Origin of the sequence: Rhodanobacter sp. B04 (genome assembly GCF_002001125.1) — a bacterium.
Lineage (GTDB): Bacteria > Pseudomonadota > Gammaproteobacteria > Xanthomonadales > Rhodanobacteraceae > Rhodanobacter.
On sequence record NZ_MUNV01000019.1, the window covers coordinates 38,783 to 62,219 of the forward strand.

A 23,437-nucleotide genomic window follows, 5' to 3' on the forward strand; every position below is an offset into this window, starting at 1 on the left:
GTGGCGGCGAGTGGGCGGATCACGTTTTCAGGCGCCATTGTCGAGCCAACTTGCAGTGTTTCGGCTACGGACCGCCCGGTGGTGGTTGATGCGACACAGGCGGAGATCCTCATGGAACGACTGGCTTGCAACAGATCCGGCAACGCGAGCGGGGGCGGATCCCCGATCTACGCGTTGACGGTCATGCGTCTGTCGGGTTCGGTGCAGGATCAAGTGCTGAAGTACTTCGATGCATACGTCAAAGCAGGTCGCCCCGACGTTGCAGACCCGGTACTGCTGACCCAGACCTACGAATGATGTGCTGGACCTGATCAAGCCATGGAGTCGCCGACGTGAGTATCGTAATCAAGGTCAAGGAAGGTGCTGACGGGTTATGGAACGTTTGCCGCGATGTCGATCCTGTCGTCACGCAATTGAGTCTGGGCTCTGCCATACGGACGGCCCGGGGCCTCGGTCGTGCGACCCATGACAACACCGGCGTGGCGGTACTCGTCGTGATGATCTGCCCCATTGGCATGACTCTCCTGGCGAGGTATGCAAGGCCTGCCACCCAACTCAGCGTCGCGGCGGCTTGATGGAGTTCGGCTTTTCCCGCATTTCCGCAACAAGTTGACCAAGCCAGCCCCAGGGACGGCAGGCAATTGGCCGGCTGCCGAAATGCAATCCTTCTCGAGGGTTTGAGAGCAACCAGGCAGGGCGAAGGCCGGCTTCCAAGGTCACTTCTGCGTTGTATCTCGGTGGTGTTTCGGCGGCCGGGCGGCTTGGCAGCGGTCACCCGCTATACTTCTCCCATGAAGCCTACCCTCGCCATTCGTTGTGTCCATGCCTGTGCCTATGCGCAAGAGTGCAGTGGCGAAACCTTGACGCGGTGCGGTAAGTCGACCGCGCTGCGGGCTTAGGTGCCACCCGATGAATGCCCAGCGTGAAGGTACCCTGTTCGTGGTTGCAGCACCTTCGGGTGCCGGTAAATCCACCTTGGTCAATGCCTTGCTTGAGCGCGAGCCAGCGATTTCGCTGTCGGTGTCGCACACTACGCGTCCGCCGCGCACCGGCGAGTTGTACGGCCGGCATTACTATTTCGTCGAGCGTGGCGAGTTCGAGCGCGAGATCGCCGAGGGCATCTTCCTTGAGCATGCCGAGGTGCACGGCAACCTGTACGGCACCTCGCGCACGTCGGTGCAGAGCCTGTTGGCGCAGGGGCGCGATGTGCTGCTGGAAATCGACTGGCAGGGTGCCGAGCAGATCCGTCGCAGCAAGCCCGACTGCGTCAGCGTTTTCATCCTGCCGCCATCGCGGGCGGAACTTGAGCGCCGTCTGCGCGGTCGAGGTTCAGACAGCGCCGAGGTGATCGAGCGCCGGTTGCGCAATTCGCGCGGCGAGATCGCCCACGCTCACGAGTTCGACTACATCCTGGTCAACGACGTGTTCGAGCATGCGCTGGCCGACCTGCAAGCGATCGTGCGGGCGGTGCGCCTGCGCAGCACGTTGCAATGGCAACGGCATGGAGCCCTGATCGCCGAGCTGCTGGCCGCCGGAGCCTGATGCGGGACGCTGGCCACGCATGGCCTTCGTATCGCGCTTCGGCTACCTTGTCGGCTTCCCCCGAGTTATTGCTGCCCATGACCGACTCCGTTCGTGCCACGCCCGATGACAGCACCCTGGTGCGGATCCGTGGGCTGACCACGGTGCTCAACGGCAAGACCATTTTCGACGCGCTGGATATGGATATCCCGCGTGGCAAGGTCACCGCGATCATGGGGCCCAGCGGTACCGGCAAGACCACCTTGCTCAAGCACATCACCGGGCAGATGCGTGCCGATGCGGGCGAGATCCGCGTCAATGGCGAGAACGTGGCCGATTTGTCGCGCGAACAGCTGTACAAGCTGCGCGAGGGGATCGGCTACCTGTTCCAGAACTCGGCCCTGCTGACCGATTTCGACGTGTTCGAGAACGTGGCATTTCCGCTGCGCCAGCATACCAGACTGCCGGAAGTGTTGATCCGCAACCTGGTGCTGCTGAAGCTGCAGGCGGTGGGCCTGCGTGGTGCGGCTCGGCTGATGCCCAACGAATTGTCCGGCGGCATGGCGCGTCGCGTCGCGCTGGCGCGGGCGATCGTGTTCGATCCGATGCTGATCCTGTACGACGAGCCGTTTGTCGGGCTCGATCCGGTGGCGCTGAACCAGGTACTGAAACTGATCCGCACGCTCAACCAGACGCTCGGCATCACCAGTGTGCTGGTCGCGCATGAGCTGGAGGCGATCAAGCAGGTTGCCGATCACATCTTCCTGATCGCCAACGGCAAGGTGGTCGCGCAGGGCGATCCGAAGACCATCGCGAACGACGGTTCGCCGTGGACGCGGCAGTTCTTCGGCGGCGAGGCGGATGGCCCGGTACCGTTCCAGTATCCCGCCGGCGATTACGCGCAGGCACTGGGCTTTGCCGGAGCGGTGAAATGAACGCGCGCGCACCTCAGCACAACAACGTGGTGATCCAGTCGCTGGCACAGATCGGCAACTGCGGCCTGTTCCTGCTCACTTTGCTGGTGGCGATTCCACGCAGTTTCCGCTACGTGCGGGAGACGGTCCGCCAGCTTTGGTTCGTCGGTGCGATGAGCCTGACCATCATCATGGTCTGCGGCCTGTTCATCGGCATGGTGCTGATGCTGCAGCTGTACAACGTGCTGTCGATCTTCGGCAGCACCTCGGCCAGCGGCATGGTGGTGGCGCTGGCGGTCTATCGGGAACTGGGGCCGGTGGTGACCGCGCTGTTGTTCGCCGGACGCGCGGGCACCTCGATCACCGCCGAAATCGGCCTGATGCGCGCCACCGACCAGATCGACGCGATGGAGATGATGGCGGTCGACCCGATTGCCTACGTCGCCACGCCGCGTTTCCTGGCCGGACTGATCGCGATGCCGCTGCTGTGCTGCGTGTTCTGCGCGATGGCGATCTTCGGCGGCCATCTGGTCGGCGTGACTTGGCTCGGCATCGACAACGGCACGTTCTGGTCGAACATGACCGCCGTGGTGGTCGTGCACACCGACATCGTCAACGGCGTGCTGTTCAAGAGCCTGGTGTTCGGTGCGGTGGTGTCGCTGATCGCGGTATTCCAAGGCTTTACCACCCCGCCGACCAGCGAGGGCGTGGCCTATGCCACCACCCGTACCGTGGTCGCTTCGTCGATCGCCATCCTGGCGCTGGATTTTGTGCTTACCGCGTTCCTCATGTGAGCGCGCCGAGATGACTGCCATGACCCATCGTTTTATGTCGAGGATTCTGCCGTGAGCCAACAGAGAAGTTCCTATGCCGTCGGCACCGGCCTGTTCATCGTGCTGGGCTTTGCTGCGCTGGCCTATCTGGCGACGCAGACCAGTTCGGTGGCGAACGTGCATCAGGGCGCCAGCTACAGCGTCGATGCGCACTTCACCAACATCGGCCAGCTGAAGGAGCGCGCGCCGGTGAAGATCGCCGGCGTACGCGTCGGCCAGGTGCAGTCGATCACGCTGACGCCGGGGCAGGAAGTGGCCGACGTGAAGCTGGCGATCGACAAGCGCTACGACGCGATCCCGCAGGATTCGGTGGCGACCATCTTCACCAGCGGCCTGCTCGGCGACCAGTATGTCGGCATCGAATACGGCAGTTCGAAGCAGATGGTGGCCGCTGGCGGCACGCTGTCGCGCACCAAGTCCTCGCAGCCGCTGGAAGAGATGCTCGGCAAGTTCTTCGGCGCCGGTGGCGTCACCGACAACATCGGCGGCACCTATGTGGTGAAGGCGGACTTCACCAATGTCGGCACCCTCTCGGCCGGCGCGCCGGTGAAGATGGCCGGCGTGGTGATCGGCAGCGTGCAGTCGGTAAGGGCCGATCCCGTCAAGCTGAACGCGCAGGTCGTGCTGGCGATCGACAAGCGCTACGACACGATTCCCGATGACTCGTCCGCCGCGGTGTTCACCAGCGGTTTGATCGGTAGCCAGTATGTTGCGATCCAGCCCGGCGGTTCGCCCGATGCGCTCAAGGACGGTGACGAGATGATCCTGACCCAGTCCGCGATGCAGCTGGAGGATCTGATCGGCAAGTTCCTGGTCAACGGTTCGTCCAGCGACAAGAAAGATGCCGGTGACGGCAAATCCGATACCCCTGCCGGCAAGCACTGAGCCGGTTCTGCTGAAGGAGTTCCCCATGTTGCGCAGACTGGCTCTTGCCACCGCCCTTGCATTCGGCACGATCGCTGCCGTCCCGGTATTCGCCCAGACCGCCGCGCCGGCGACGGCATCGGCCGAGCAGGCGCCGGCGCAGATCGTGCAGGGCATTGCCGACCAACTGGCCACGGCGATCGATGGGCATCGCGATGAGTTGAAGCGCAATCAGGACAAGCTGATCAGCATCATCGACGAGGTGTTCCTGCCGCATTTCGACATCGACTACGCGTCGATCCTGGTGCTCGGCCAGCATGCCCGCGAGGCGACGCCGGAACAGCGCGAGCGCTTCGCCAAGGCGTTCTACAACTCGATCACCCATCGCTACGCGCAGGGTCTGCTCGACTACACCCGCGGCCGTGTCAAGGTGCTGCCGTTCAATGGCGACCTCAACGACAAGCGCACCGTGGTGCGCACCCAGGTAGTGCTGGACGACGGCAAGCTGGTGTCGATCGACTACGCGTTCCGCAAGAGCCGTAGCGGCGACTGGAAGGCTTACGACGTGATCATCGAGGGCATTTCCTACATCACCAATTACCGCAACCAAGTGGATGCCGAGATCCGCAAGGTCGGTATCGAACAGCTGATCAAGAACCTCGAGACCCAGGGCGAGAATGCACTGAAGGCGATGGACCAGGACAGCAAGGGCGGCAAGTGACGACCGGCGCCGAAAACGGATTCCTGTTGACGACCAACGCGCCGGGCACACTCGCCGTGAGCGGTGTGCTGAACTTCGACACGGCGGCGTCGGCCTTGCTGGCGATTCAGTCCGAGCTGGCTTCGGGTAGCGTGGCGCAGCTCGATCTGGCTGGCCTCAGTCGCAGCGACAGTGCCGGTCTGGCCTGCGTGCTGGCGGTGGTGGCAGCGGCCGACCGGCATGGCCGACCGCTGCAGGTCAGGCACATGCCGGCTGGCATGCAGGCGCTGGCCACGGTGTGCGAAGTGGATCAGCTGATACGCTGATCCGTTGCTGTGCGCAGCTGCAGTAACGAAGAAGGGGCCGCAAGGCCCCTTCTCTTTTTGCATGACTTCTCGCCGTCAGCGCATCGTTGCCGTCATTGTTTCGGGTTGCTCTGATCCGGGTGCTTGTTTTCCCACTGGTGCTGTTGATCCAGCAACTCGTCGGGATCGAAGCCCTTGTCGTCCAGGCCCTGCATCTGCTGGATCACCTCGGCGGGCGGGTTGCCGTCGTAGATGGCGTACAGGCGCTGCTGCCGGTATGCATCGCGGATGAATACGTAGGGGTCATAGGCGGATTGCAGGAAGCTTTCCGCGTCGATGCCGCGCGAGCGCAGGGTCACCAGATACATCGCCTGCGGCAGATACTGCAGGCCGTGGTAGCTGTGATTGCTGGCGTAGATGCTCAGCGGGTCGAAGAAGTAGCTGTCGACCGGCAGGCGCCAGATATCGCGTGCCGTGCTTGGACCGACCAGCGGCACGAACAGGTAATCGCCCTCGGGGAGGCCCCAGCGTGCCAGGGTGATGCCGAAGTCGTTGTCCTCCAGCGGCAGGCCGAGTTGGCTGGCCGGATCGAAGAAGCCGCCGATGCCCAGGGTCAGGTTAACCAAAAAGCGACCGCTGCTCTGCAGCGCCTGTTTCGGACGCGCTTGCAGCAGGTCGTTGGCCACCGTGATCGGCATGCGGATATTGGTGAAAAAGTCACTGAATGAGCGGCGCATCGGCGCCGTGGTCACGTTGCGATAGCCCACTGCGACCGGACGGATCACCGCCTTGTCCACGTTGTCAGTGAATTTGTACGCCTCGCGGTTGTACTTCTGCAACGGATCGTCGGTGCGTGGTTTCGCGATCGTGCAGCCGGCCAGCAGCGCAAGGGCGAGCAGAGGCAGGCAGCGGCTCATGGCGGGAAAGCGCAATGGGGACATGGGTGCAAGGGGATCGCAGCGAGGGCGGGAGCAGCATAATTGTACTGCCTGGTTTTATATCTTGCACGGCTTTCGGTGCGCTTTCGCGAAAAAGCTGCCGGATCATTGCAGCCGCCCATCATACGCGCCAGTCACATTGCCAGCCAAGCACCTGCTGGCTACACTGTCAGACCATATAAGTTATTTATTCCCTAAGGATTTCGCATGGCACGCATTACCGTGGAAGACTGCCTCGAGGTAGTCGACAACCGTTTCGAGCTGGTACTGATGGCGACCAAGCGCGCACGTCAGCTGGAGAAGGGTGCCGAGCCGGCCGTCAATCCCGACTTTGACAAGCCGACCGTGCTGGCGCTGCGCGAGATTGCGGCACGCCGCATCGACCAGGCCACGATCGACCAGATCGACAAGGCCGAGCGCGAGCGCGCCGAGCGCGAAGCGCTGGAGTGGGCTGCTGCCGAGGTCGACGACGATTTGTCCAAGGGTGGCGACGACTGATGCTTGGCGGCTGTAGCATGCGCGTCCCGCGCGCCGGCCTGTCCGGTGCGAGGATCCGCGTGCGCCCGGCCGCCAAACGCGCTTCCCGTGGCGAGGTGGGCGCCTGAAACGGCACCAGCAACGATGACCGTGGCCGCGCCTCCCGCCTCCGTCGACCTGTCCGTGCTGCCGCCGTATGTGCTGGCACTGAAAGAACGCGTTGCCTATCTGCCCGAGGCGCAGGTGGAGCGTGTGCTGCGTGCCTTCCTGCTCGGCGCCGAAGCGCATGCAGGGCAGGAGCGCAAGAGCGGCGAACCGTATATCACCCATCCGGTGGCGGTGGCCGGCATCCTGGCCGAATTGCGGCTGGATGCCGAAACGATCATCGCGGCGATCCTGCACGACACCCTGGAAGACACCGAGCTCACTCGGGGAGCCCTGGCTGCCGAGTTCGGCGAAGTCGTGGCCGAATTGGTCGATGGCGTCACCAAGCTCGACAAGATGCGCTTCGGCAGCCGCCAGGAAGCCGACGCGGAAAGCTTCCGCAAGATGCTGCTTGCGATGGCGCGCGACCTGCGCGTGATCCTGATCAAGCTGGCCGACCGCCTGCACAACATGCGCACGCTCGGCGCCAAGGACGCGCCTTCGCGCCGCCGCATCGCGCGCGAGACGCTGGAGATCTATGCGCCGATCGCGCAGCGCCTGGGCATGAACAAGATCAAGGCGGAGCTGCAGGATCTGGGCTTCCGTGCGCTGTATCCGGATCGTTACCGGGTGATCAGCGAGCGCATCCGTGCCGCGCTCGGAAACCGTCGCGAGGCGATGGGCAAGATCGAGACGGCGCTGACCACGCGATTGGCGACCGATCACCTGACCTCGCGCGTGGTCGGCCGGATCAAATCGCCGTGGAGCATCTATTCGAAGATGCGCGGCGAGCACAAGAGCTTCACCCAGCTGATGGACGTCTACGGTTTCCGCGTGGTCGTCGACAACGCGATGAGCTGCTATATGGCGCTGGGCGCGGTGCATGCGCTGTACAAGCCGGTCGACAAGCGCTTCAAGGACTTCATCGCGATCCCCAAGGCGAATGGCTACCAGTCGCTGCATACCGTGCTGCTGGGGCCGTTCGGCGCGCCGATCGAGGTGCAGATCCGTACCGCCGAGATGGATTCGGTGGCCGAAAGCGGTGTCGCTGCCCACTGGGCGTACAAGACGGACAGCGGCCCGGCCAACAGTGCGCAGGCGCGCGCGCGCGAATGGCTGTCCTCGCTGGCCGACAGCTCGGCGAACACCGCCTCATCGTCGGAGTTCATCGAGAACGTCAAGATCGACCTGTTTCCCGACGAGGTCTATCTGTTCACTCCGCGCGGAGACATTCTCTCGCTGCCGCGCAACGCGACCGCATTGGACTTCGCTTACGCCGTGCATACGGATGTCGGCGATCATGCGGTGGCGGCACGCGTCGACAAGAAGTTGTTGCCGCTGCGCACAAGGCTGGAGTCGGGTCAGCTGGTGGAGATCATCACCGCGCCGTCGGCCGTGCCGAATCCGGCATGGCTCGAGGTTGTGGTCACCGGCAAGGCACGCACCGCGATCCGCCAATACCTGAAACACCTGCAGCATGAGGATGCGGTCGATTTCGGTCATCGCATGCTCGATCGCGCGCTGGATGCACAGGGCAGCAGCCTGGATGGCATTCCGGCAGCGGTACTGGATCGTTTCCTGGAGGCCTCCAAGTTCAAGCGGCTGGAAGAGCTGCTGTCGGATATCGCGCTGGGCAATCGCATGCCCGACATGGTCGCCAGCCAGCTGTTGGCGTCGCGCGGCAAGCGTCGTGGCGCCACGGCACAGGTCTCGCCGCACGTGCACGAGAAGATCCGCATCACCGGCGCCGAACGCGGTGTGCTGAGCTTCGCCAACTGCTGCCATCCGCTGCCGGGTGATCAGATTGTCGGTTATCTGTCATCGGGCAAGGGCATCGTGGTACATCGCGAGGAATGCCCGAATGTGGTCGAGTTGCGCCGGTCGCCGGAACGCTGTGTGGCGATCGAATGGGATCGCGATGTGGAAGGCGACTACCGTGCCGAGTTGCGCATCGAGGTGATCAACCGCCCAGGCGTGCTGGCCACCGTGGCCGCCGCGATTGCCGCCGCCGATTCGAACATCGAGAACGTGGAATACGTCGAGCGCGATGCCGCCGCCGCGACCCTGCTGTTCGCGATGGAAGTGAAGAACCGCAAGCACCTGGCCGACGTGATCCGGCGTGTGCGCCGTACCGGCGTGGTCAGCGGGGCGTATAGATATCCGCTGTAGGGGCGGGTAACGGGAAAGTGAGCTTTGTGGCGCGATGGGTGTCTGGGGCGGACAGCAGCGCTATCATCAAAGCCTCGCTCGATGCAGGCTCTATTCGTTCCCCGTTCCCAAGGAAGCCCCATGTCCCGCAGCATCATCGCCACTGAGCTGGCACCGGCCGCGATCGGCCCGTATTCGCAGGCCGTGCGTGCCGGCAATACCGTGTACTTCTCAGGTCAGATTCCGCTCGACCCGGCCACCGCGTCGCTCGTCGATGGCGATATCACGGCGCAGACGCGGCAAGTGTTCGACAACCTCGCTGCGGTGGCGCAGGCCGCCGGCGGTTCGCTGGCGCAGGTGGTGCGCGTGGGTATCTATGTCACCGACCTGGCGAACTTCGCCGCGGTCAACGCGGTGATGGCGGAGTACTTTCAGCCGCCGTATCCGGCGCGCTCCACCATCGAGGTGTCCGGTCTGCCGAAAGCGGCACAGGTCGAAGTCGATGCGGTGATGGTGTTGTCGTGATGGCAATCGGCTGATTCTCCGCGCGGGCCGCGCCGACAGTCTGCGCCGGTGTCCGACTTACGATGCGAGACGGTGCTCGGTTAGGCTTGCACGTCATGGCCGCTCACACCCTTCGCACTTCTCACGCTGCCGGCGCTGATCCGGGCATCGCCCCGGTCAGTGCGCTGCCCGGTGTCGGCCCTGCGCTGGTTGCATCGCTGGCGCGGCTCGGGCTGGAGCGGGTGCAGGACCTATGGTTTCACCTGCCGCTGCGCTACGAGGACAAGACCCGGGTCACCGCCATTGCGGATCTGCATGTCGGCGAACGGGTCCAGGTCGAGGGCGTGGTCGAGGCAGTCGAGCGCGGATTCCGCTATCGCCCGCAATTGAAGGTGGCGATCGGCGACGCCAGCCGTGAGACCCTGCTGCTGCGCTTTTTCCATTTCAACCGCGCACAAGCCGAGCAGCTGCTGCCCGGCACCCGCCTGCTCTGCTTTGGCGAAGTACGTCATGGCACGCAGGGACTGGAGATGGTGCATCCGCAGTATCAGCGCTTGAGTGGCGAGGATGCGGTCGTTGTCGATGAGTTGCTCAGCCCGGTCTACCCGACCACCGAAGGCCTGGGGCAGAAGCGGCTGGCCGGTGTGATCGGCAAGGCGCTGACGCTGTTGCCATCGGCAGCGCAGCTGGAGTTGATTCCGCCAGAGTTGTGCGCGGAGCATGGGCTCACCTCGCTGCGCGACGCGCTGCTGTACGTGCACCGGCCACCGCCGGATGCGCATCTCGGACAGCTCACGCTTGGACATCATCCGGCGCAGCAGCGACTGGCGTTCGAGGAGCTGCTGACCCAGCACCTGAGTCTGAAGCGCATGCGCGCGGCGGTGCGCCGCCGGCATGCGCCGACACTGGGTGGAACAGACCATTTGCAGCAGCGACTGCTCGCCGGCTTGTCGTTCGAATTGACCGCGGCACAGCAACGTGTCGGCATGGAAGTCGCGCGAGATCTGGCGCAATCCAAGCCGATGCTGCGGCTGGTGCAGGGCGATGTCGGCAGCGGCAAGACGGTGGTTGCCGCACTGGCTGCGCTGGCTGCGGTGGAGGCGGGTTATCAGGTCGCGTTGATGGCGCCGACCGAACTGCTGGCCGAACAGCATCTGCACAATTTCCGGCATTGGTTGCAGCCGCTCGACATCGGGGTGGAATGGCTGGCCGGCAAGGTGACCGGCAAGACACGCAAGCTGGCGCTGGAAAGGGTTGCCGCCGGCGCGCCAGTGGTGATCGGCACGCATGCATTGATGCAGGAGGGCGTGGCATTTGCGCGGCTCGGCCTGGTGATTGTCGATGAGCAGCACCGTTTCGGCGTGCAGCAGCGTTTGGCGTTGCATGACAAGGGCAGGAACGGTGAGTTGGTGCCGCATCAGCTGGTGCTGACGGCCACTCCGATTCCCCGCACGCTGGCGATGAGTGCGTATGCCGACCTGGACGTGTCTTCCATCGACGAGCTGCCGCCCGGCCGCACGCCGGTGCAGACCATCGCGATCTCGAATGCGCGACGGATCGAGGTGATCGAACGCATTCACGCGGCTTGCGGCGAAGGGCGACAGGTGTACTGGGTGTGCACCTTGATCGAGGAGTCCGAGCAGTTGCGCGCGCAGGCGGCCGAAGTGGCGCATGCCGAACTGTCCTCTGCATTGGCGGGCTTCAGGATTGGCCTGATTCACGGCCGCATGAAGCCGAAGGAAAAGCAGGCGGTGATGGATGCGTTCAAGGCCGGCGAACTATCGGTGCTGGTCGCGACCACGGTGATCGAGGTCGGCGTGGACGTGCCCAAGGCGAGTCTGATGGTGATCGAGAACAGCGAGCGGCTGGGCTTGGCCCAGCTGCACCAGTTGCGCGGCCGGGTCGGGCGCGGTGCGCTGGCCTCCAACTGCGTGCTGCTGTACCAGCCGCCGTTGGGCCAGTTGGCGCGCGAGCGGCTGCAAGTGATGCGCGAGACCAGCGACGGTTTTCGCATTGCCGAGAAGGATCTGGAGTTGCGTGGCCCCGGTGAGGTGCTGGGCACGCGCCAGACCGGCCAGCTCGCGTTCCGCATCGCCGACCTTGCCCGCGATGCGCACCTGTTGCCTGCCGTACAGCAGGTGGGCGAATGCATGTTGAGCAGGCATCCGCAGCAGACCGAGCAGCTGATCGAGCGTTGGATCGGTGGCGCCGCGCGCTACGTGAATGCCTGAGTGCAACGAGTGGGCATTGCCGATGGAGTGGCCATCACGCGGTATCCCAGGCTTTGCGATTTCCCATTCCCGTCCCATACACTGGGCGATTGGACAACGACGTTACGCCATGACGCGACCGCAACTCCTGATTGATACCGACCCCGGCGTGGACGATGCGCTGGCCATCCTGATGGCGCATGCGCATGCGGACATTGCCGGCCTCAGCATTGCCGCCGGCAACGTGGGACTCGGCCATACCGTGCGCAACGCGCGCACCCTGGTCGATCTGCTCGGTGCCGACACGCCGGTATTCGCCGGCTGTGCCACGCCACTGGTGCGCGCACCGGATGAGGATGCCGCGTTTGTGCATGGCGAGGACGGTTTCGGCGACATCGGCTTTCCCGAGCCGAAGGCTTCACTGACGGACGAGTCGGCTGCACTCGCCCTGTTGCGGCTGACCCGCGAGCGTCCGGGCGAGCTGACCCTGGTGGCGCTGGCGCCGCTGACCAATCTGGCGCTGGCGCTGCGGCTGGATCCCACGCTACCCAGGCGGGTCGCCCGGCTGGTGGTGATGGGTGGTGCGGTGACCGGCCACGGCAACACCGGCAAGGTCCCGGCGGAGTTCAACGTCGGCTTCGATCCGGAGGCGGCGCATGTGGTGTTCGAAGCGTTCCCGTCGTTCGACCTGGTCGACTGGGAGGCCACCTTGCGGCATGCCTTCGACGATGCCGAATTCGATGGCTGGCTGGCGGCCGGCGACCGGCGCGCCGATTTCTTCGGGCAGATCGTCGCCACCGCACGCCGCTACAACGCCAAGCACGATCGCAGCGGTCTGATCGCCGCCGATGCGCTGGCGATGGCGGTGGCGATCGATCCGTCGATCGTCACCCGCACCGAAACACGAGCCGTGGCGGTGGAGCTGGATGGCCGGCTGACCCGTGGTGCCACCGTGGTCGACTGGGCCGCGCGGTTGGGCCGGCCAGCGCAGGCGAATATCGTGCTGGAAGTGGATCACGCCCGCTTTGCCGCGATGGTGCGGCGCGCCCTGGGGGCGCCAGGTTGATGGCGTGCCGAGGGGCGCTTCGACGCCTGAATGGGCGCCGGCTTGCGGCAGCGGTCGCTTTCTCGTTACAATGCCGCTCTTTTCACCACCGCTTTAGAGCCTGTCATGAAGCCTGATATCCATCCGAACTACAACCCGGTGGTGTTCCAGGACCTGTCGTCCGACTTCTCGTTCCTGACCAAGTCGACCATGTCCAGCAAGGAAACCATCAAGTGGGAAGACGGCAATGAGTACCCGCTGATCAAGGTGGATATCTCCAGCCATTCGCACCCGTTCTACACCGGCAAGCAGAAGTCGCTGGACGTCGGCGGTCGCGTCGACAAATTCCGCCGCCGCTACGCAGGCGCTGTGAAGGAATAAGCGACCGGGCGGCCGTCGGCCACCAGATCGATCTGATTCGAAACACGGGCGAGCGCAGGCTTGCCCGTGTTTTTTCGTGGGCGCCATTCGACCATTCGCCATCGAATGTGAGCGGGGCGTTGTGCGATAATCCCAAGGATCAGACGCGGTTGCGTCCGTTGCATTGCATGTTTCCCCGGCATGCGGTGCCAAGCATTCCCGCCGGCCGGCGCCGCCATCGCGGTTGCCCCGGCAGTGACCCACATGTGAGGAGGTTTCCGTGTCCGATCCCAAGATCGTCAAGCTGGTGGATGAGTCGAGCAACCGCAGCAGTGAGCTGCCGCTGATCAGCGGCACGTTAGGGCCGGCCTGCATCGACATCGGCACGCTGTACAAGGACACCGGCCACTTCACCTACGACCCTGGTTACGGCAGCACGGCCAGCACCAAGAGCGCGATCACCTATATCGATGGCGACCAGGGCGTGCTGCTCTATCGCGGCTACCCGATCGAACAGCTGGCGGAGAAATCCAGTTTCCTTGAAGTGGCCTATCTGCTGCTCAACGGCGAGCTGCCGAAGCCGGCCGAATTCGCGACGTTCGAGCACGACATCACGCATCACACCATGATGCACGAGGCGCAGAAGAACTTCTTCCAGGGCTTCCACCACGATGCGCATCCGATGGCGATGCTCGCTGCGGCGGTCGCCTCGCTGTCGGCTTTCTATCACGACGATCTGGACGTGGAGAATCCGGCAGATCGCAAGATGGCGGCGATCCGTCTGATCGCGAAAATGCCGACCATCGCCGCGGCCTGTTACCGCTATTCGATCGGTTGGCCGATGCGCTATCCGCGCAACAATCTCGAATACGTCACCCGTTTCCTGCACATGATGTTCGAAGTGCCGAGCGAGCCGCTGCAGATGAATCCGGTGGCGGCCAAGGCACTGGATCTGCTGTTCATCCTGCATGCCGATCATGAGCAGAATGCATCCACGTCCACCGTCCGCCTGGTCGGTTCCACCGGTGCCAATCCGTATGCATCGATCGCCGCCGGCATCACCGCGTTGTGGGGCCCGGCCCATGGCGGCGCCAACGAGGCGGTGCTGAAGCAGCTCAAGGAAATCGGCACGCCGGACAACGTCGAGTCCGCGGTGCTGCGCGCCAAGGACAAGAACGACAGCTTCCGCCTGATGGGCTTCGGCCATCGCGTGTACAAGAACTTCGATCCGCGTGCCAAGATCATCCGCGAGATGTGCCACAAGGTTCTCGCCGAACTGGGTGTCAACGACCCGCTGCTCGAGGTGGCGATGAAGCTGGAGGAAGCGGCGCTGAAGGACGATTACTTCGTCGAACGCAAGCTGTATCCGAACGTCGACTTCTACTCCGGCATCATCTACAAGGCGCTGGGCATCCCGACCGAGATGTTCACCGTGATGTTCGCTATCGCGCGTACAGCCGGCTGGATCGCTCACTGGATCGAACAGCACGAAACCCCGGGGTCGCGCATCGGCCGTCCGCGCCAGATCTATACCGGCGCCGACGTGCGCAACTACATGCCGGGCGACAAGCGCTGATCGACGGTTTCAACTGACGTCAAAGGGAACGCCCCGGCCTCAGCCGGGGCGTTCTTGTTTGCGGGGCACTCGTGTCGGCTCAGCGCAACACGGCAGAAAGGCGCTGTTCGAATTCGTCGTCGTCATTTTCCGCCAGCAGAATTTCCACCTGTGCCAGCGCCACGCGGCGCATCGGACGGTCGTCGGTGCGGTCCAGTGGCGCCTGGCGCAGGGCATCGCGCGGCAGCACGGTCAGGTCGAACGGCAGCTCGTCGGCCGTAAACAGCAGTACCGGATACTCGGGCTGCTCCTCGCGGCTGTAGCGCAGCCGGCGTACCTGGGTCTGGATCGGTACGCCGTGTTCGCGCAGGTACAGCTCGACCGCCGCCGGATCGTCGCTGAACACGTGCAAGCAGACGGCCGAATGTGCGTCTGCGGTGCCTTCAAGCACCGCTCCGACCAGGCGTGGCTCGAACCCGGCAAGAAAGCGCATGGCCTCGACGGCAGCCTCACGCCGCTGGCGCAGCAAGTGTGGCTGGCTGTCGGCATGAAACAGGCGCTGGTGTTCGCGCAGCGCCTGCTCGATCTCCAGGTTGCGCGGCAACGCCTGGGCTTCAAGAATGCCGAGACGCTCGGCGGCCTTCAGTTTTGCATGGTGAAAGTCGCGGATGCCATGCTCGCTCATCAGGCGTGCGGCTTCCTGGGCAATACGCAACCGATTTCGTTGCACTCGGTCATGCGCATGGATTCGGTGATGTTCGCCTCGCGACATGATGCGCTCCTCGTCGTTCGGTAACCGGCGACGCCACCTTACCCGAAGCGGCCGGCGAAGGGTCAGAAGATATCGTAGGCGTGCTGCTGGTCCTGTTCCTTCTGCTGGTTGGCCTGATTGCGCAGGCGGTCGACATCTTCCACTTTGAATATCTCGTTCATGCTGTCCGGGTCATCGGCCGAGGTGGGCAGGCCGCTCTGGCGGTTGATCAGCACCGTGCTGATCCCGGGTGGCATCGGCAACGTATTCTCGGGCAGACCCTTCAGCACGGTGCCCATGTAATCCATCCAGATCGGCAGCGCGGCCTGGGCGCCGAACTCGCCCACGCCGTTGGATTTGCCCAGCGGGCTGAAGTCGTCGAAGCCGATCCACACCGCGGTCGTCAGGTCGCCGTTGAAGCCGACGAACCAGGCATCGCGATGGTCGTTGGTGGAGCCGGTCTTGCCAGCCAGGTCGGCACGATTCAGCGCCTTGGCGGCGGAGCCGGTGCCGCGCTGGATCACGTCCTTCATCAGCGACGTGATCAGGTAGTCGTTGCGCGGGTCGATAACGCGTGGCGCGAGTACGGGGGGGTGGGCGTTCTCGCCGTGCACATCCGCAGGCAATGCCGCTACGCCAATACCATCGGCGCTGCTGGCCTCGGCTGGAGCGGCCGCCGTGCCAGCCGAGGCGACATCGTTGGCTGGTGTCTTCAGCATGTCGGCCGGTGGCGGGCCTGGCGGGCGTGTGTCGAGCAGGCGTTCCTGGCAGTTGCCGCAGGCGCGGGCCGCGTTGGCCAGGTACACCGGCTTGCCGCTGCGGTCGTCGATTTCGCTGATGAAGTACGGCGTGACCAGATAGCCGCCGTTGGCGAATACCGCGTAACCGCGCGCCATGCTCATCGGCGATACCGATGCCGTGCCCAGGGCGAGTGACAGGTTGGCCGGCAGCGCATCGAGCGGGAAGCCGAAGCGGGTAGCGTATTCGCGTGCATAGCGCACACCCATGGCATCGAGCAGGCGCACCGAGACCAGGTTCTTCGACTGTACCAGCGCCTCGCGCAGGCGCATGGGGCCGGCGAACTTGCCGTCGTCGTTGGACGGCGTCCAAAGGCCATCGGGTCGCGACGGATCGGGCAAGGCCAGTGGAGCGTCATTGATGATCGAGGACGGCGTGAAGCCACGTTCGAAGGCGGCCGAATACAGGTACGGCTTGAAACTGGATCCGGGCTGGCGCGCCGCCATCACGGCGCGGTTGAACTTGCTGCGCGCGAAATTGAAGCCGCCGACCAGTGCCTGGATCGAACCATCCTCCGGACTGATCGAAACCAGGGCAGCCTGGGCTGCCGGAATCTGGTCCAGTTGCCAGTTACCTTGGTCGTCGCGCGACAGACGAACGATATCGCCACGTTTTAGCACGCTGTCGACGCTGCGCGGAGCTGCCCCGACACGATCCTGGTCGATGTGCGGCCGAGCCCAGCTGATGGCGGCCAGGTCGAGTTCCACCCCTTCGTGGCTGGACAGGTAAACCGTGGCTTGCTTCGCATTGCTGGCCGTGACCACGCCCGGCTGCAGACCCGAAATGACCGTATAGCCGGACAGCAAATTGTCGTAGTCCTGATCACTGGCATCGGCAGGCAGGTCCTGGTGTGCTTCAGGGCCGCGCCAGCCATGTCGGTGATCGTAGGCGATCAGGCCATTGCGCAGCGCCTCCACGGCGGCCTGCTGACGACTGCTTTGCAGGGTCGTCTTGACCACATAGCCTTCAGTGAGAGCTTCGTTGCCGAGCCGGTCGAGTACTTGCCGGCGCACCATTTCGGCCAGGTATGGCGCATCGACCTCGATCGGCTGCTCATGCGGATAGGCGCCGTTGGGTTCGGCGATGGCCTGCTCATAGACCGGCTTGGTGATGTAGCCATGCTTGAGCATCTCGCCCAGCACCCAGTTGCGCCGGGCAAGGGCGCGCTTGGGGCTGTTGAGCGGATTGACCACCGAGGGCAACTGGAAGGTCGAGGCGATCAGGGCGCATTCGGCCACGGTCAGCTGATCCAGCGTCTTGCCGTAGTAGTACTCCGCCGCCGCGGCCACGCCGTAAGAGCGGTGACCGAGGAACATCTTGTTGAGGTAGAGCTCGAGGATCTGATCCTTGCTGAGCTCATGCTCGATGCGCAATGCGATGAAGATCTCGGTGAGCTTGCGCGAATACAGCTTTTCCGGGCTGAGGAAAATGTTGCGCGCCACCTGCTGGGTGATCGTCGAGCCGCCGGGCCCCTTGTCGCCGCCGGTTGCCACGACATGCCAGCCGGCGCGAACGATGCCGCGCCAGTCCACGCCGGGGTGATGGTAGAAATCCGCATCTTCGGCCGACAGTACAGCGTGTTTGAGCAGGTCCGGTACCTGGGTGATCGCCACCGGAATGCGCCGCGTTTCGCCGAAGCTGGCAATCAGCTTGCCGTCGGCGCTCAATACGCGCAGCGGCACCTGCATGTGGTAATCCTTGAGCACGGCCACCGAGGGAAGCCTTGGGGCGACCAGCCAGTACGCCACGCCCACCGCGATAACCGCCAAGAGCAAACCGGTAAAGGCCAGGATCAAAGCCCAGCGCAACAAACGCTTGAAAATTCGCATGGTGTGGGGATAGCGAGACCTGAGTCAAAACATGGGCGAGTATAGATGTAGCAGTATTCCTCGCATGAGACGGAGTCGGCCAAAGCAAGGGTTGGGCCAAATGGGATGATTCCGCAAATGTGTTGGACATCACGTCAATTACTTGAGAAAGTTTCCGTAGACCGTTGCCATTGCGTTAATTTTTCGATTTAATGCCACTGCGCATCCCGCCAGGATTCTGGCCATGGACGTTAGCGGCAAGGGGGAAACACCGTGGGGCTCTTTACACCGAAGAAGCCGGCGCTGATTGGTGTCGACATTAGTTCGACTGCCGTCAAGTTGCTGCAGCTAAGTCAGGCGGGCGGCCGGTATCGCGTGGAGCATTACGCGGTCGAGCCATTGCCACCCAATGCCGTGGTCGAAAAGAATATCGTCGAGGTCGAGGCGGTGGGCGATGCGATCCGTCGCGCGCTGGCACGTTCGGGCTCCAAGCTCAAGCACGCCTCGGCGGCGGTGGCCGGGTCGGCGGTGATCACCCGCATCATCCCGATGACCAGTGAGCTTTCCGACGATGATCTGGAAGGCCAGATCCAGGTCGAGGCGAACCAGTACATCCCCTATCCCATCGACGAAGTCAGCCTCGACTACGAGGTGATCGGGCCGGTGCGCGACAACCCCGACATGAACAACGTGCTGCTGGCGGCCTCGCGTACCGAGAACGTCGACATGCGCGTGGCGGCGCTGGATCTGGGCGGACTCACCGCCAGCGTGATCGATGTCGAGGCATTCGCGATGGAAAACGCGTTCGCGATGGTTGCCGACCAGCTGAATGTCGGCCGCGACGCGCTGGTGGCGGTGGTCGACATCGGCGCCACCATGACCACGCTCTCCGTACTGCGCAACCAGCGCACGATCTATTCGCGCGAACAGGTCTTCGGCGGCAAGCAGCTGACCGACGAGATCATGCGTCGCTTCGGACTCTCCTACGAGGAGGCCGGTCGTGCCAAACGCAAGGGTGGCCTGCCCGAATCGTATGAAACCGAAGCGCTGGAGCCGTTCAAGGAATCGCTGATCCAGCAGATCAGCCGCCTGCTGCAATTCTTCTTTGCCGGCAGCGAATACAGCAAGGTCGACCAGGTCGTGCTGGCCGGTGGTTGCGCCTCGATCGAAGGACTGGGTCCGATGCTGGAAGAACAGCTCGGTGTTCCCTGCGTGGTGGCCAATCCGCTGGCCCGCATGTCGCTTTCACCGCGGGTGCAGGCACAGTCGCTGGCCCAGGATGCTCCGGCGCTGATGATCGCCGTCGGCCTCGCCATGAGGAGTTTCGACTGATGGCACACGTCAATCTACTTCCGTGGCGCGCCGAAAGGCGCAAGCAGCGCGAACGCGAGTTCTACATGCAGCTCGTGGCCGCCTTTGTGGCGGCACTGGGCGTTCTGCTGCTGTGGGTGTTCTGGATGGATCAACGCATCGACAACCAGAACGAGCGCAACACGTATCTGCAGACCGAGATCAAGCAGCTCGATGTGCGCATCGCCAAGATCAAGGATCTGGAAAAAGTGCGGGAGCATCTACTTGCGCGCAAGCAGATCATTGAACAGTTGCAGGCGGATCGCTCGCAGATGGTGCACTTGTTCGACGAGCTGGTGAAGACCATCCCCTCCAGTGCGCGCCTGACCGGGGTCAAGCAAAACGGTCAATCGATGTCGCTCGACGGTGTGGCGCAATCCAATGCCAGCGTTGCCGAGTACATGCGCAACATCGAGGTATCGCCCTGGATGGGTCATGCCGACCTGCGCAAGACGGAAAACAGCCACGATTCCAGCCGCATGCCCTATACCTTCGGTCTGGACGTGGCACTGACCCGTCCGAAGTCCGATGGAAGTGCGGCGAGTGGCGATAGCGAAGCACCTGCTGGCACCAGCAGCGTGGCCGCCGCATCGACAGTTGCTGTTCCTCCTGCGCTTGGCGCGGCTGCCAAGGCCGTTGCGGGTGCTCCGGCGAAATCGACCAGCACCTCCGCCGAGGTCAAGTCGGAAGCCAAACCGGTGAGTGCTGCGCCTGCCACGGGAGGAACCAAGCCATGAAGTTCCTCGACGACATTCGCAATCTCGATCGCAACAACATTGGCGGTTGGCCGCAGTCGGTCAAGATCTTCTTTACCGTGCTGATGTTTGCGGTTGTGCTGCTGATCGGATGGTATTTCTTCGTCAGCGACCAGCAGGACAGTCTTACCTCGCTGGCCAGCAAGGAGGAAGGCCTCAAGCAGGAGTTCTCGACCAAGCAGGCCAAGTCGGTCAACCTCGAGGCACTGCAGCAGCAGCTCGACGAGATGCAGGACATGCTGCGTCAGTTGCTTCGCCAGCTGCCCAGCAAGACGGAGATGCCGGAGTTGCTGGTGGATATCTCGCAGACCGCCTTGTCGGCAGGGCTGGAAACCGAATTGTTCCAGCCCGGGCCGGAGACGCCGAAGGACTTCTACGCCGAGAAACCGATCACCCTCCGGATGACCGGTACGTATCACCAGTTCGGCACCTTCATCAGTGGCGTGGCGTCCTTGCCACGGGTGGTGATCCTGACCCTGCACGACGTTTCGCTGACACCTAAGGCGCCCATCAAGGGCGATGCGACTTCAAGTGGCCAATTGGTGCTGCAGGGCACGGTGAAAACCTATCGTTACCTGGATGACGAAGAGAGCGCTGCCGCCAGCAAGAGCAATGCCAAGGCAGGGAGGCAGAAATGAACAAGTTCGCTGCCATCAAGCCGAGTCACGCAGCGCGCCTGCTGCTGATGCTGGGGGCCGCCCTGGTCCTGAGCGGTTGCACCCGCGGCATGTCGGATCTGCGCGATTGGGTCGCGCAGGAAAAAGCCAAGAAGGGTGCGCCGATCCCGCCGTTGCCGGTGATCAAGACATTTGAGACGTTTAAGTACGACGATCAGGACCGACGCGATCCATTCAGTCCAAGCACTGCGGAATTGCAGGCGAGTACCTCGAACAACGGTCCACGCCCGGATGCCAATCGCGCAAAGCAGCCGTTGGAGCTGTTCGCCCTCGACACCTTGAAGATGGTTGGCACGATCGGTGCCGGAACCGGGATGGAGGTGTTGGTCAAGGATCCGGGCGGCGTCATCCATCGCGTACACGTCGGTGAGTACATGGGCCAGAACTACGGGCACATCACGGCCATCAGCGATGACCATATCGATCTGGTCGAGCTGGTGTCGAACGGTAATGGCGGCTGGATGGAACGTCCGGCCAGCATCGCGCTTGCCGCGAAATAGGAATACAGGGGCTGATGCAATGACCAACCAAATCCAATCCGTCCGGGGCCGTGTCATGCGCCATGCAAGCCGTTACATGATGATGGGCCTGTTGCTCGCCGCGGCTACCTGGGCCAACGATGCGATGGCGGCCAGTACCACGCTGAAGAACATCACCTACGACACTTTGCCCGGTGGCAAAGTACAGCTGCATATGGACTTCGGCAGCGGTCCGGTGCCACAACCGAAGATATTCACCACGGGTAACCCCCCGCGCATCGCGATCGATTTCGCGGATACCGACAACGCGGCGGCACGCCATCTGGATATCGGCCAGGGTTCGACTTCCGGCGTCTCTGCGGTCGCGGCCGGCGGCCGTACCCGTGTCGTGGTCGAGTTGATGCGCGAGTCGAGCTATCGCTCCAACGTCGAAGGCAACAGCCTCGTGCTGACCATCAACAACGGTAGCGCGGATCAGTCCGTGACGACTGCCGCGACTGTCGATCCGAGCAAGGCACTGCCGTCGGCATCGAATGGCCCGGCGATCTCCAATATAGACTTCCGCCGCGGCCCGAATGGCGAAGGCCGGGTGCTGATCAGCTTCAGTGGCAGCGGTGCAAATGCCGAAATGACCCGCAAGGGGGACAACGTGCTGGTCACGATCGACCACGCGAACCTGCCGGCCAACCTGGCGCAGCGCCTCGATACATTGGATTTCGCCACACCGGTGCAGTCGATCACCACCCATGCGGGCCTGGGCGGCGGCGCACGCCTGGAAATCTCGGTCAAGGGGAATGTCGACACCTCGGCCTACCAGACGGCAGATCAATACGTAGTCGAAGTGGCACCCAAGAAAATTGACGCGAAGAGTGCCCAGCTGACCAAGGCCGGTCAGGAGCCAAGCTACAGCGGCAAGCGCGTCACGTTCAATTTCCAGGATATTCCTGTGCGTTCGGCCCTGCAGCTGATTGCCGATGTGTCGGGACTGAACCTGGTCGCTTCGGACAGCGTCGGTGGCAGTGTCACCTTGCGGTTGGTCAACGTGCCTTGGGATCAGGCGCTGGACGTGATCCTGCGTGCCAAGACCCTCGACAAGCGCCGTAACGGCAACGTGGTCTGGGTGGCTCCACAGCAGGAGCTGGCCAAGTACGAGCAGGATATCGCGGATGCCAAGCTGAAGGCCCAGGATACGGCAGAGCTGGAAACAGCGTATGTGCCGATCAGCTACGGCAAGGCGCAGGACATTGCCAAACTGCTGACTACCGGTAGCCTGCAAGGTCAAGGTGGCGGTACCAGTGCCAATGCTCCTCGCGGCTTCCTTTCGCCACGTGGCAGTGCCTCGTTCGACATCCGTACCAATACGCTGCTGTTGAACGACACCCCGGACAAGATCAAACAGCTGCGCGACCTGATTGCGGTGCTGGACAAGCCGGTGCAGCAGGTGCTGATCGAGTCGCGCATCGTGGTCGCCACGGACGACTTCACCCGCGAGCTAGGTGCCAAGTTCGGTGTCAGCGGCCAGCACGTGAATCCCAGCGGCCAGGTGCTGCAGGTCGGCAATGCCCTAGGCGGTTCGATTGGGAGCAATGCCGCATCTACGACCGGTACCACCACGCTGGGCTCCGGTGGCCTCAATGTGAACCTGCCCTCGCAGACCCAGGGCGGCAGTTTCGGGCTGGCCATTCTCGGCGCCAACTACGCGATCGATCTGGAGCTTTCCGCAGCACAGACCGAAGGCCGCAGTGAGGTGATTTCCAGCCCGCGCGTGATCACGGCGAACCAGCAGGAAGCGGTGATCCGTCAGGGCCAGGAAATCGGCTACGTCACTTACCAGAACAGCACCGGCAGTGCGGCAGGCAGCGGTACCGCCACGGTGGCCTTCAAGGATGCCGTGCTGGAACTGAGGGTGACCCCGACGATCACCGCCGATAATCGTGTCTATCTGACCATCAATGTGACCAAGGATGCGCTGGCCGGCTATATCACCGTGCCCGGCAGTGGCCAGGTACCGACCATCGATACCCGCTCGATCAATACGTCGGTGCTGGTGGACAATGGGCAGACCGTGGTGCTTGGCGGCATCTACGAAGTCAACAAGACCAATACGGTCACCAAGGTACCGGGTCTTGGCGATATCCCTGGCCTCGGGGCGCTGTTCCGCGACACGGTACGTGGTGTCACCAAGGCCGAGTTGCTGATCTTCGTGACGCCGCGCATCCTGAGCGATACGCTGCAATAAAATCCGCGATTGTCGGTCAAAGAGGCGGCTTCGGCCGCCTCTTTTTTTATGCAGCGCAGACG

The 23,437-nt window shown here is 63.3% G+C and carries 23 protein-coding genes; 20 read left to right on the top strand and 3 right to left on the bottom strand.

What is annotated here, in order from left to right:
* Positions 1-111 precede the first annotated feature (111 nt).
* The 8 genes from B0E46_RS17425 (at position 112) to B0E46_RS13830 (ending at position 5,158) form a co-directional block, all read left to right on the top strand.
* Entirely contained in the window at positions 112-297 is a 186-nt protein-coding gene (locus B0E46_RS17425; protein ID WP_139350556.1) for a hypothetical protein, read from the top strand.
* A gap of 35 nt (positions 298-332) precedes the next feature.
* Complete coding sequence (locus B0E46_RS13800; RefSeq protein ID WP_077556357.1) at positions 333-575, top strand: hypothetical protein; 243 nt, start codon at positions 333-335, stop codon at positions 573-575.
* Positions 576-909: 334 nt separating this feature from the next.
* Positions 910-1,542: a guanylate kinase gene (gene gmk / locus B0E46_RS13805; RefSeq protein ID WP_077556358.1), complete on the top strand. Its 633-nt coding sequence runs from the start codon at positions 910-912 to the stop codon at positions 1,540-1,542.
* 77 nt (positions 1,543-1,619) lie between these two features.
* Complete coding sequence (locus B0E46_RS13810; RefSeq protein WP_077556359.1) at positions 1,620-2,456, top strand: ATP-binding cassette domain-containing protein; 837 nt, start codon at positions 1,620-1,622, stop codon at positions 2,454-2,456.
* Positions 2,453-3,229: a lipid asymmetry maintenance ABC transporter permease subunit MlaE gene (gene mlaE, locus B0E46_RS13815; protein WP_077556360.1), complete on the top strand. Its 777-nt coding sequence runs from the start codon at positions 2,453-2,455 to the stop codon at positions 3,227-3,229. The genes B0E46_RS13810 and mlaE overlap by 4 nt, the downstream gene beginning before the upstream one ends.
* Before the next feature lie 51 nt (positions 3,230-3,280).
* Complete coding sequence (gene mlaD / locus B0E46_RS13820) at positions 3,281-4,153, top strand: outer membrane lipid asymmetry maintenance protein MlaD (protein ID WP_077556361.1); 873 nt, start codon at positions 3,281-3,283, stop codon at positions 4,151-4,153.
* 25 nt (positions 4,154-4,178) lie between these two features.
* Positions 4,179-4,853 carry an ABC transporter substrate-binding protein gene (locus tag B0E46_RS13825; protein ID WP_077556362.1) on the top strand — a complete coding sequence of 225 codons (675 nt, stop codon included), beginning with the start codon at positions 4,179-4,181 and terminating at the stop codon, positions 4,851-4,853.
* Positions 4,854-4,879: 26 nt separating this feature from the next.
* Positions 4,880-5,158, top strand: coding sequence for an STAS domain-containing protein (locus B0E46_RS13830; RefSeq protein ID WP_254425165.1), 279 nt, complete (start codon positions 4,880-4,882; stop codon positions 5,156-5,158).
* A gap of 92 nt (positions 5,159-5,250) precedes the next feature.
* Here the strand turns inward: B0E46_RS13830 and B0E46_RS13835 are convergent, their stop codons facing one another.
* Positions 5,251-6,078 carry a VacJ family lipoprotein gene (locus B0E46_RS13835; protein ID WP_254425166.1) on the bottom strand — a complete coding sequence of 276 codons (828 nt, stop codon included), beginning with the start codon at positions 6,076-6,078 and terminating at the stop codon, positions 5,251-5,253.
* Positions 6,079-6,282: 204 nt separating this feature from the next.
* On the opposite strand from B0E46_RS13835, the gene rpoZ reads away from it, so the two are divergent.
* The 7 genes from rpoZ to B0E46_RS13870 all read left to right on the top strand — a co-directional run bounded on the left by rpoZ (position 6,283) and on the right by B0E46_RS13870 (position 14,539).
* A complete protein-coding gene (gene rpoZ / locus B0E46_RS13840) occupies positions 6,283-6,573 on the top strand; it encodes a DNA-directed RNA polymerase subunit omega (protein WP_077556365.1) in 291 nt (96 codons plus the stop codon).
* Between the two features lie 123 nt (positions 6,574-6,696).
* Positions 6,697-8,865 (top strand): bifunctional (p)ppGpp synthetase/guanosine-3',5'-bis(diphosphate) 3'-pyrophosphohydrolase, encoded by a 2,169-nt coding sequence (locus tag B0E46_RS13845; RefSeq protein WP_077556366.1) that lies wholly within the window; start codon positions 6,697-6,699, stop codon positions 8,863-8,865.
* 120 nt (positions 8,866-8,985) lie between these two features.
* Positions 8,986-9,369 (top strand): RidA family protein, encoded by a 384-nt coding sequence (locus B0E46_RS13850; protein WP_077556367.1) that lies wholly within the window; start codon positions 8,986-8,988, stop codon positions 9,367-9,369.
* Positions 9,370-9,464: 95 nt separating this feature from the next.
* The gene (recG, locus tag B0E46_RS13855; RefSeq protein ID WP_077556368.1) at positions 9,465-11,579 is read left to right on the top strand and encodes an ATP-dependent DNA helicase RecG; all 2,115 of its coding nucleotides are present in this window, start codon (positions 9,465-9,467) and stop codon (positions 11,577-11,579) included.
* A gap of 109 nt (positions 11,580-11,688) precedes the next feature.
* The gene (locus B0E46_RS13860) at positions 11,689-12,624 is read left to right on the top strand and encodes a nucleoside hydrolase (RefSeq protein WP_077556369.1); all 936 of its coding nucleotides are present in this window, start codon (positions 11,689-11,691) and stop codon (positions 12,622-12,624) included.
* Between the two features lie 105 nt (positions 12,625-12,729).
* Positions 12,730-12,984: a type B 50S ribosomal protein L31 gene (locus tag B0E46_RS13865; protein ID WP_077556370.1), complete on the top strand. Its 255-nt coding sequence runs from the start codon at positions 12,730-12,732 to the stop codon at positions 12,982-12,984.
* A gap of 259 nt (positions 12,985-13,243) precedes the next feature.
* The gene (locus tag B0E46_RS13870; RefSeq protein ID WP_077556371.1) at positions 13,244-14,539 is read left to right on the top strand and encodes a citrate synthase; all 1,296 of its coding nucleotides are present in this window, start codon (positions 13,244-13,246) and stop codon (positions 14,537-14,539) included.
* A 79-nt stretch (positions 14,540-14,618) separates the two neighbouring features.
* Here the strand turns inward: B0E46_RS13870 and B0E46_RS13875 are convergent, their stop codons facing one another.
* Both B0E46_RS13875 and B0E46_RS13880 read right to left on the bottom strand, forming a co-directional pair.
* Positions 14,619-15,290, bottom strand: coding sequence for a hypothetical protein (locus B0E46_RS13875; RefSeq protein WP_077556372.1), 672 nt, complete (start codon positions 15,288-15,290; stop codon positions 14,619-14,621).
* 62 nt (positions 15,291-15,352) lie between these two features.
* Complete coding sequence (locus B0E46_RS13880; protein WP_077556373.1) at positions 15,353-17,896, bottom strand: penicillin-binding protein 1A; 2,544 nt, start codon at positions 17,894-17,896, stop codon at positions 15,353-15,355.
* Between the two features lie 252 nt (positions 17,897-18,148).
* Between B0E46_RS13880 and B0E46_RS13885 the strand changes: the two genes are divergently transcribed.
* From B0E46_RS13885 to B0E46_RS13905, 5 genes are read left to right on the top strand one after another with little or no spacing between them, the layout of a single operon-like run.
* Positions 18,149-19,207 carry a pilus assembly protein PilM gene (locus B0E46_RS13885; protein WP_077441011.1) on the top strand — a complete coding sequence of 353 codons (1,059 nt, stop codon included), beginning with the start codon at positions 18,149-18,151 and terminating at the stop codon, positions 19,205-19,207.
* Positions 19,207-19,962, top strand: coding sequence for a PilN domain-containing protein (locus tag B0E46_RS13890; protein ID WP_077556374.1), 756 nt, complete (start codon positions 19,207-19,209; stop codon positions 19,960-19,962). Before B0E46_RS13885 ends, B0E46_RS13890 begins: the two co-directional genes overlap by 1 nt.
* Complete coding sequence (gene pilO / locus B0E46_RS13895) at positions 19,959-20,618, top strand: type 4a pilus biogenesis protein PilO (RefSeq protein ID WP_077556375.1); 660 nt, start codon at positions 19,959-19,961, stop codon at positions 20,616-20,618. Before B0E46_RS13890 ends, pilO begins: the two co-directional genes overlap by 4 nt.
* Complete coding sequence (locus tag B0E46_RS13900; protein WP_077556376.1) at positions 20,615-21,157, top strand: pilus assembly protein PilP; 543 nt, start codon at positions 20,615-20,617, stop codon at positions 21,155-21,157. The genes pilO and B0E46_RS13900 overlap by 4 nt, the downstream gene beginning before the upstream one ends.
* Before the next feature lie 55 nt (positions 21,158-21,212).
* Positions 21,213-23,375, top strand: a complete 2,163-nt coding sequence (locus tag B0E46_RS13905; protein ID WP_077556377.1) for a type IV pilus secretin PilQ — start codon at positions 21,213-21,215, stop codon at positions 23,373-23,375.
* The last annotated feature ends 62 nt before the right edge of the window (positions 23,376-23,437 follow it).

Excerpts from the sequence above, each read along its gene's own strand:
- B0E46_RS13860 (WP_077556369.1), top strand. The coding sequence starts at position 11,689 with ATGACGCGACCGCAACTCCTGATTGATACCGACCCCGGCGTGGACGAT.
- B0E46_RS13875 (WP_077556372.1), bottom strand. The coding sequence starts at position 15,290 with ATGTCGCGAGGCGAACATCACCGAATCCATGCGCATGACCGAGTGCAA.
- B0E46_RS13810 (WP_077556359.1), top strand. The coding sequence starts at position 1,620 with ATGACCGACTCCGTTCGTGCCACGCCCGATGACAGCACCCTGGTGCGG.
- mlaE (WP_077556360.1), top strand. The coding sequence starts at position 2,453 with ATGAACGCGCGCGCACCTCAGCACAACAACGTGGTGATCCAGTCGCTG.
- B0E46_RS13825 (WP_077556362.1), top strand. The coding sequence starts at position 4,179 with ATGTTGCGCAGACTGGCTCTTGCCACCGCCCTTGCATTCGGCACGATC.
- rpoZ (WP_077556365.1), top strand. The coding sequence starts at position 6,283 with ATGGCACGCATTACCGTGGAAGACTGCCTCGAGGTAGTCGACAACCGT.
- B0E46_RS13835 (WP_254425166.1), bottom strand. The coding sequence starts at position 6,078 with ATGTCCCCATTGCGCTTTCCCGCCATGAGCCGCTGCCTGCCTCTGCTC.
- B0E46_RS13865 (WP_077556370.1), top strand. The coding sequence starts at position 12,730 with ATGAAGCCTGATATCCATCCGAACTACAACCCGGTGGTGTTCCAGGAC.
- B0E46_RS13905 (WP_077556377.1), top strand. The coding sequence starts at position 21,213 with ATGCGCCATGCAAGCCGTTACATGATGATGGGCCTGTTGCTCGCCGCG.
- recG (WP_077556368.1), top strand. The coding sequence starts at position 9,465 with ATGGCCGCTCACACCCTTCGCACTTCTCACGCTGCCGGCGCTGATCCG.
- B0E46_RS13880 (WP_077556373.1), bottom strand. The coding sequence starts at position 17,896 with ATGCGAATTTTCAAGCGTTTGTTGCGCTGGGCTTTGATCCTGGCCTTT.
- B0E46_RS13890 (WP_077556374.1), top strand. The coding sequence starts at position 19,207 with ATGGCACACGTCAATCTACTTCCGTGGCGCGCCGAAAGGCGCAAGCAG.
- B0E46_RS13850 (WP_077556367.1), top strand. The coding sequence starts at position 8,986 with ATGTCCCGCAGCATCATCGCCACTGAGCTGGCACCGGCCGCGATCGGC.
- B0E46_RS13845 (WP_077556366.1), top strand. The coding sequence starts at position 6,697 with ATGACCGTGGCCGCGCCTCCCGCCTCCGTCGACCTGTCCGTGCTGCCG.
- B0E46_RS17425 (WP_139350556.1), top strand. The coding sequence starts at position 112 with ATGGAACGACTGGCTTGCAACAGATCCGGCAACGCGAGCGGGGGCGGA.
- gmk (WP_077556358.1), top strand. The coding sequence starts at position 910 with ATGAATGCCCAGCGTGAAGGTACCCTGTTCGTGGTTGCAGCACCTTCG.
- B0E46_RS13900 (WP_077556376.1), top strand. The coding sequence starts at position 20,615 with ATGAACAAGTTCGCTGCCATCAAGCCGAGTCACGCAGCGCGCCTGCTG.
- pilO (WP_077556375.1), top strand. The coding sequence starts at position 19,959 with ATGAAGTTCCTCGACGACATTCGCAATCTCGATCGCAACAACATTGGC.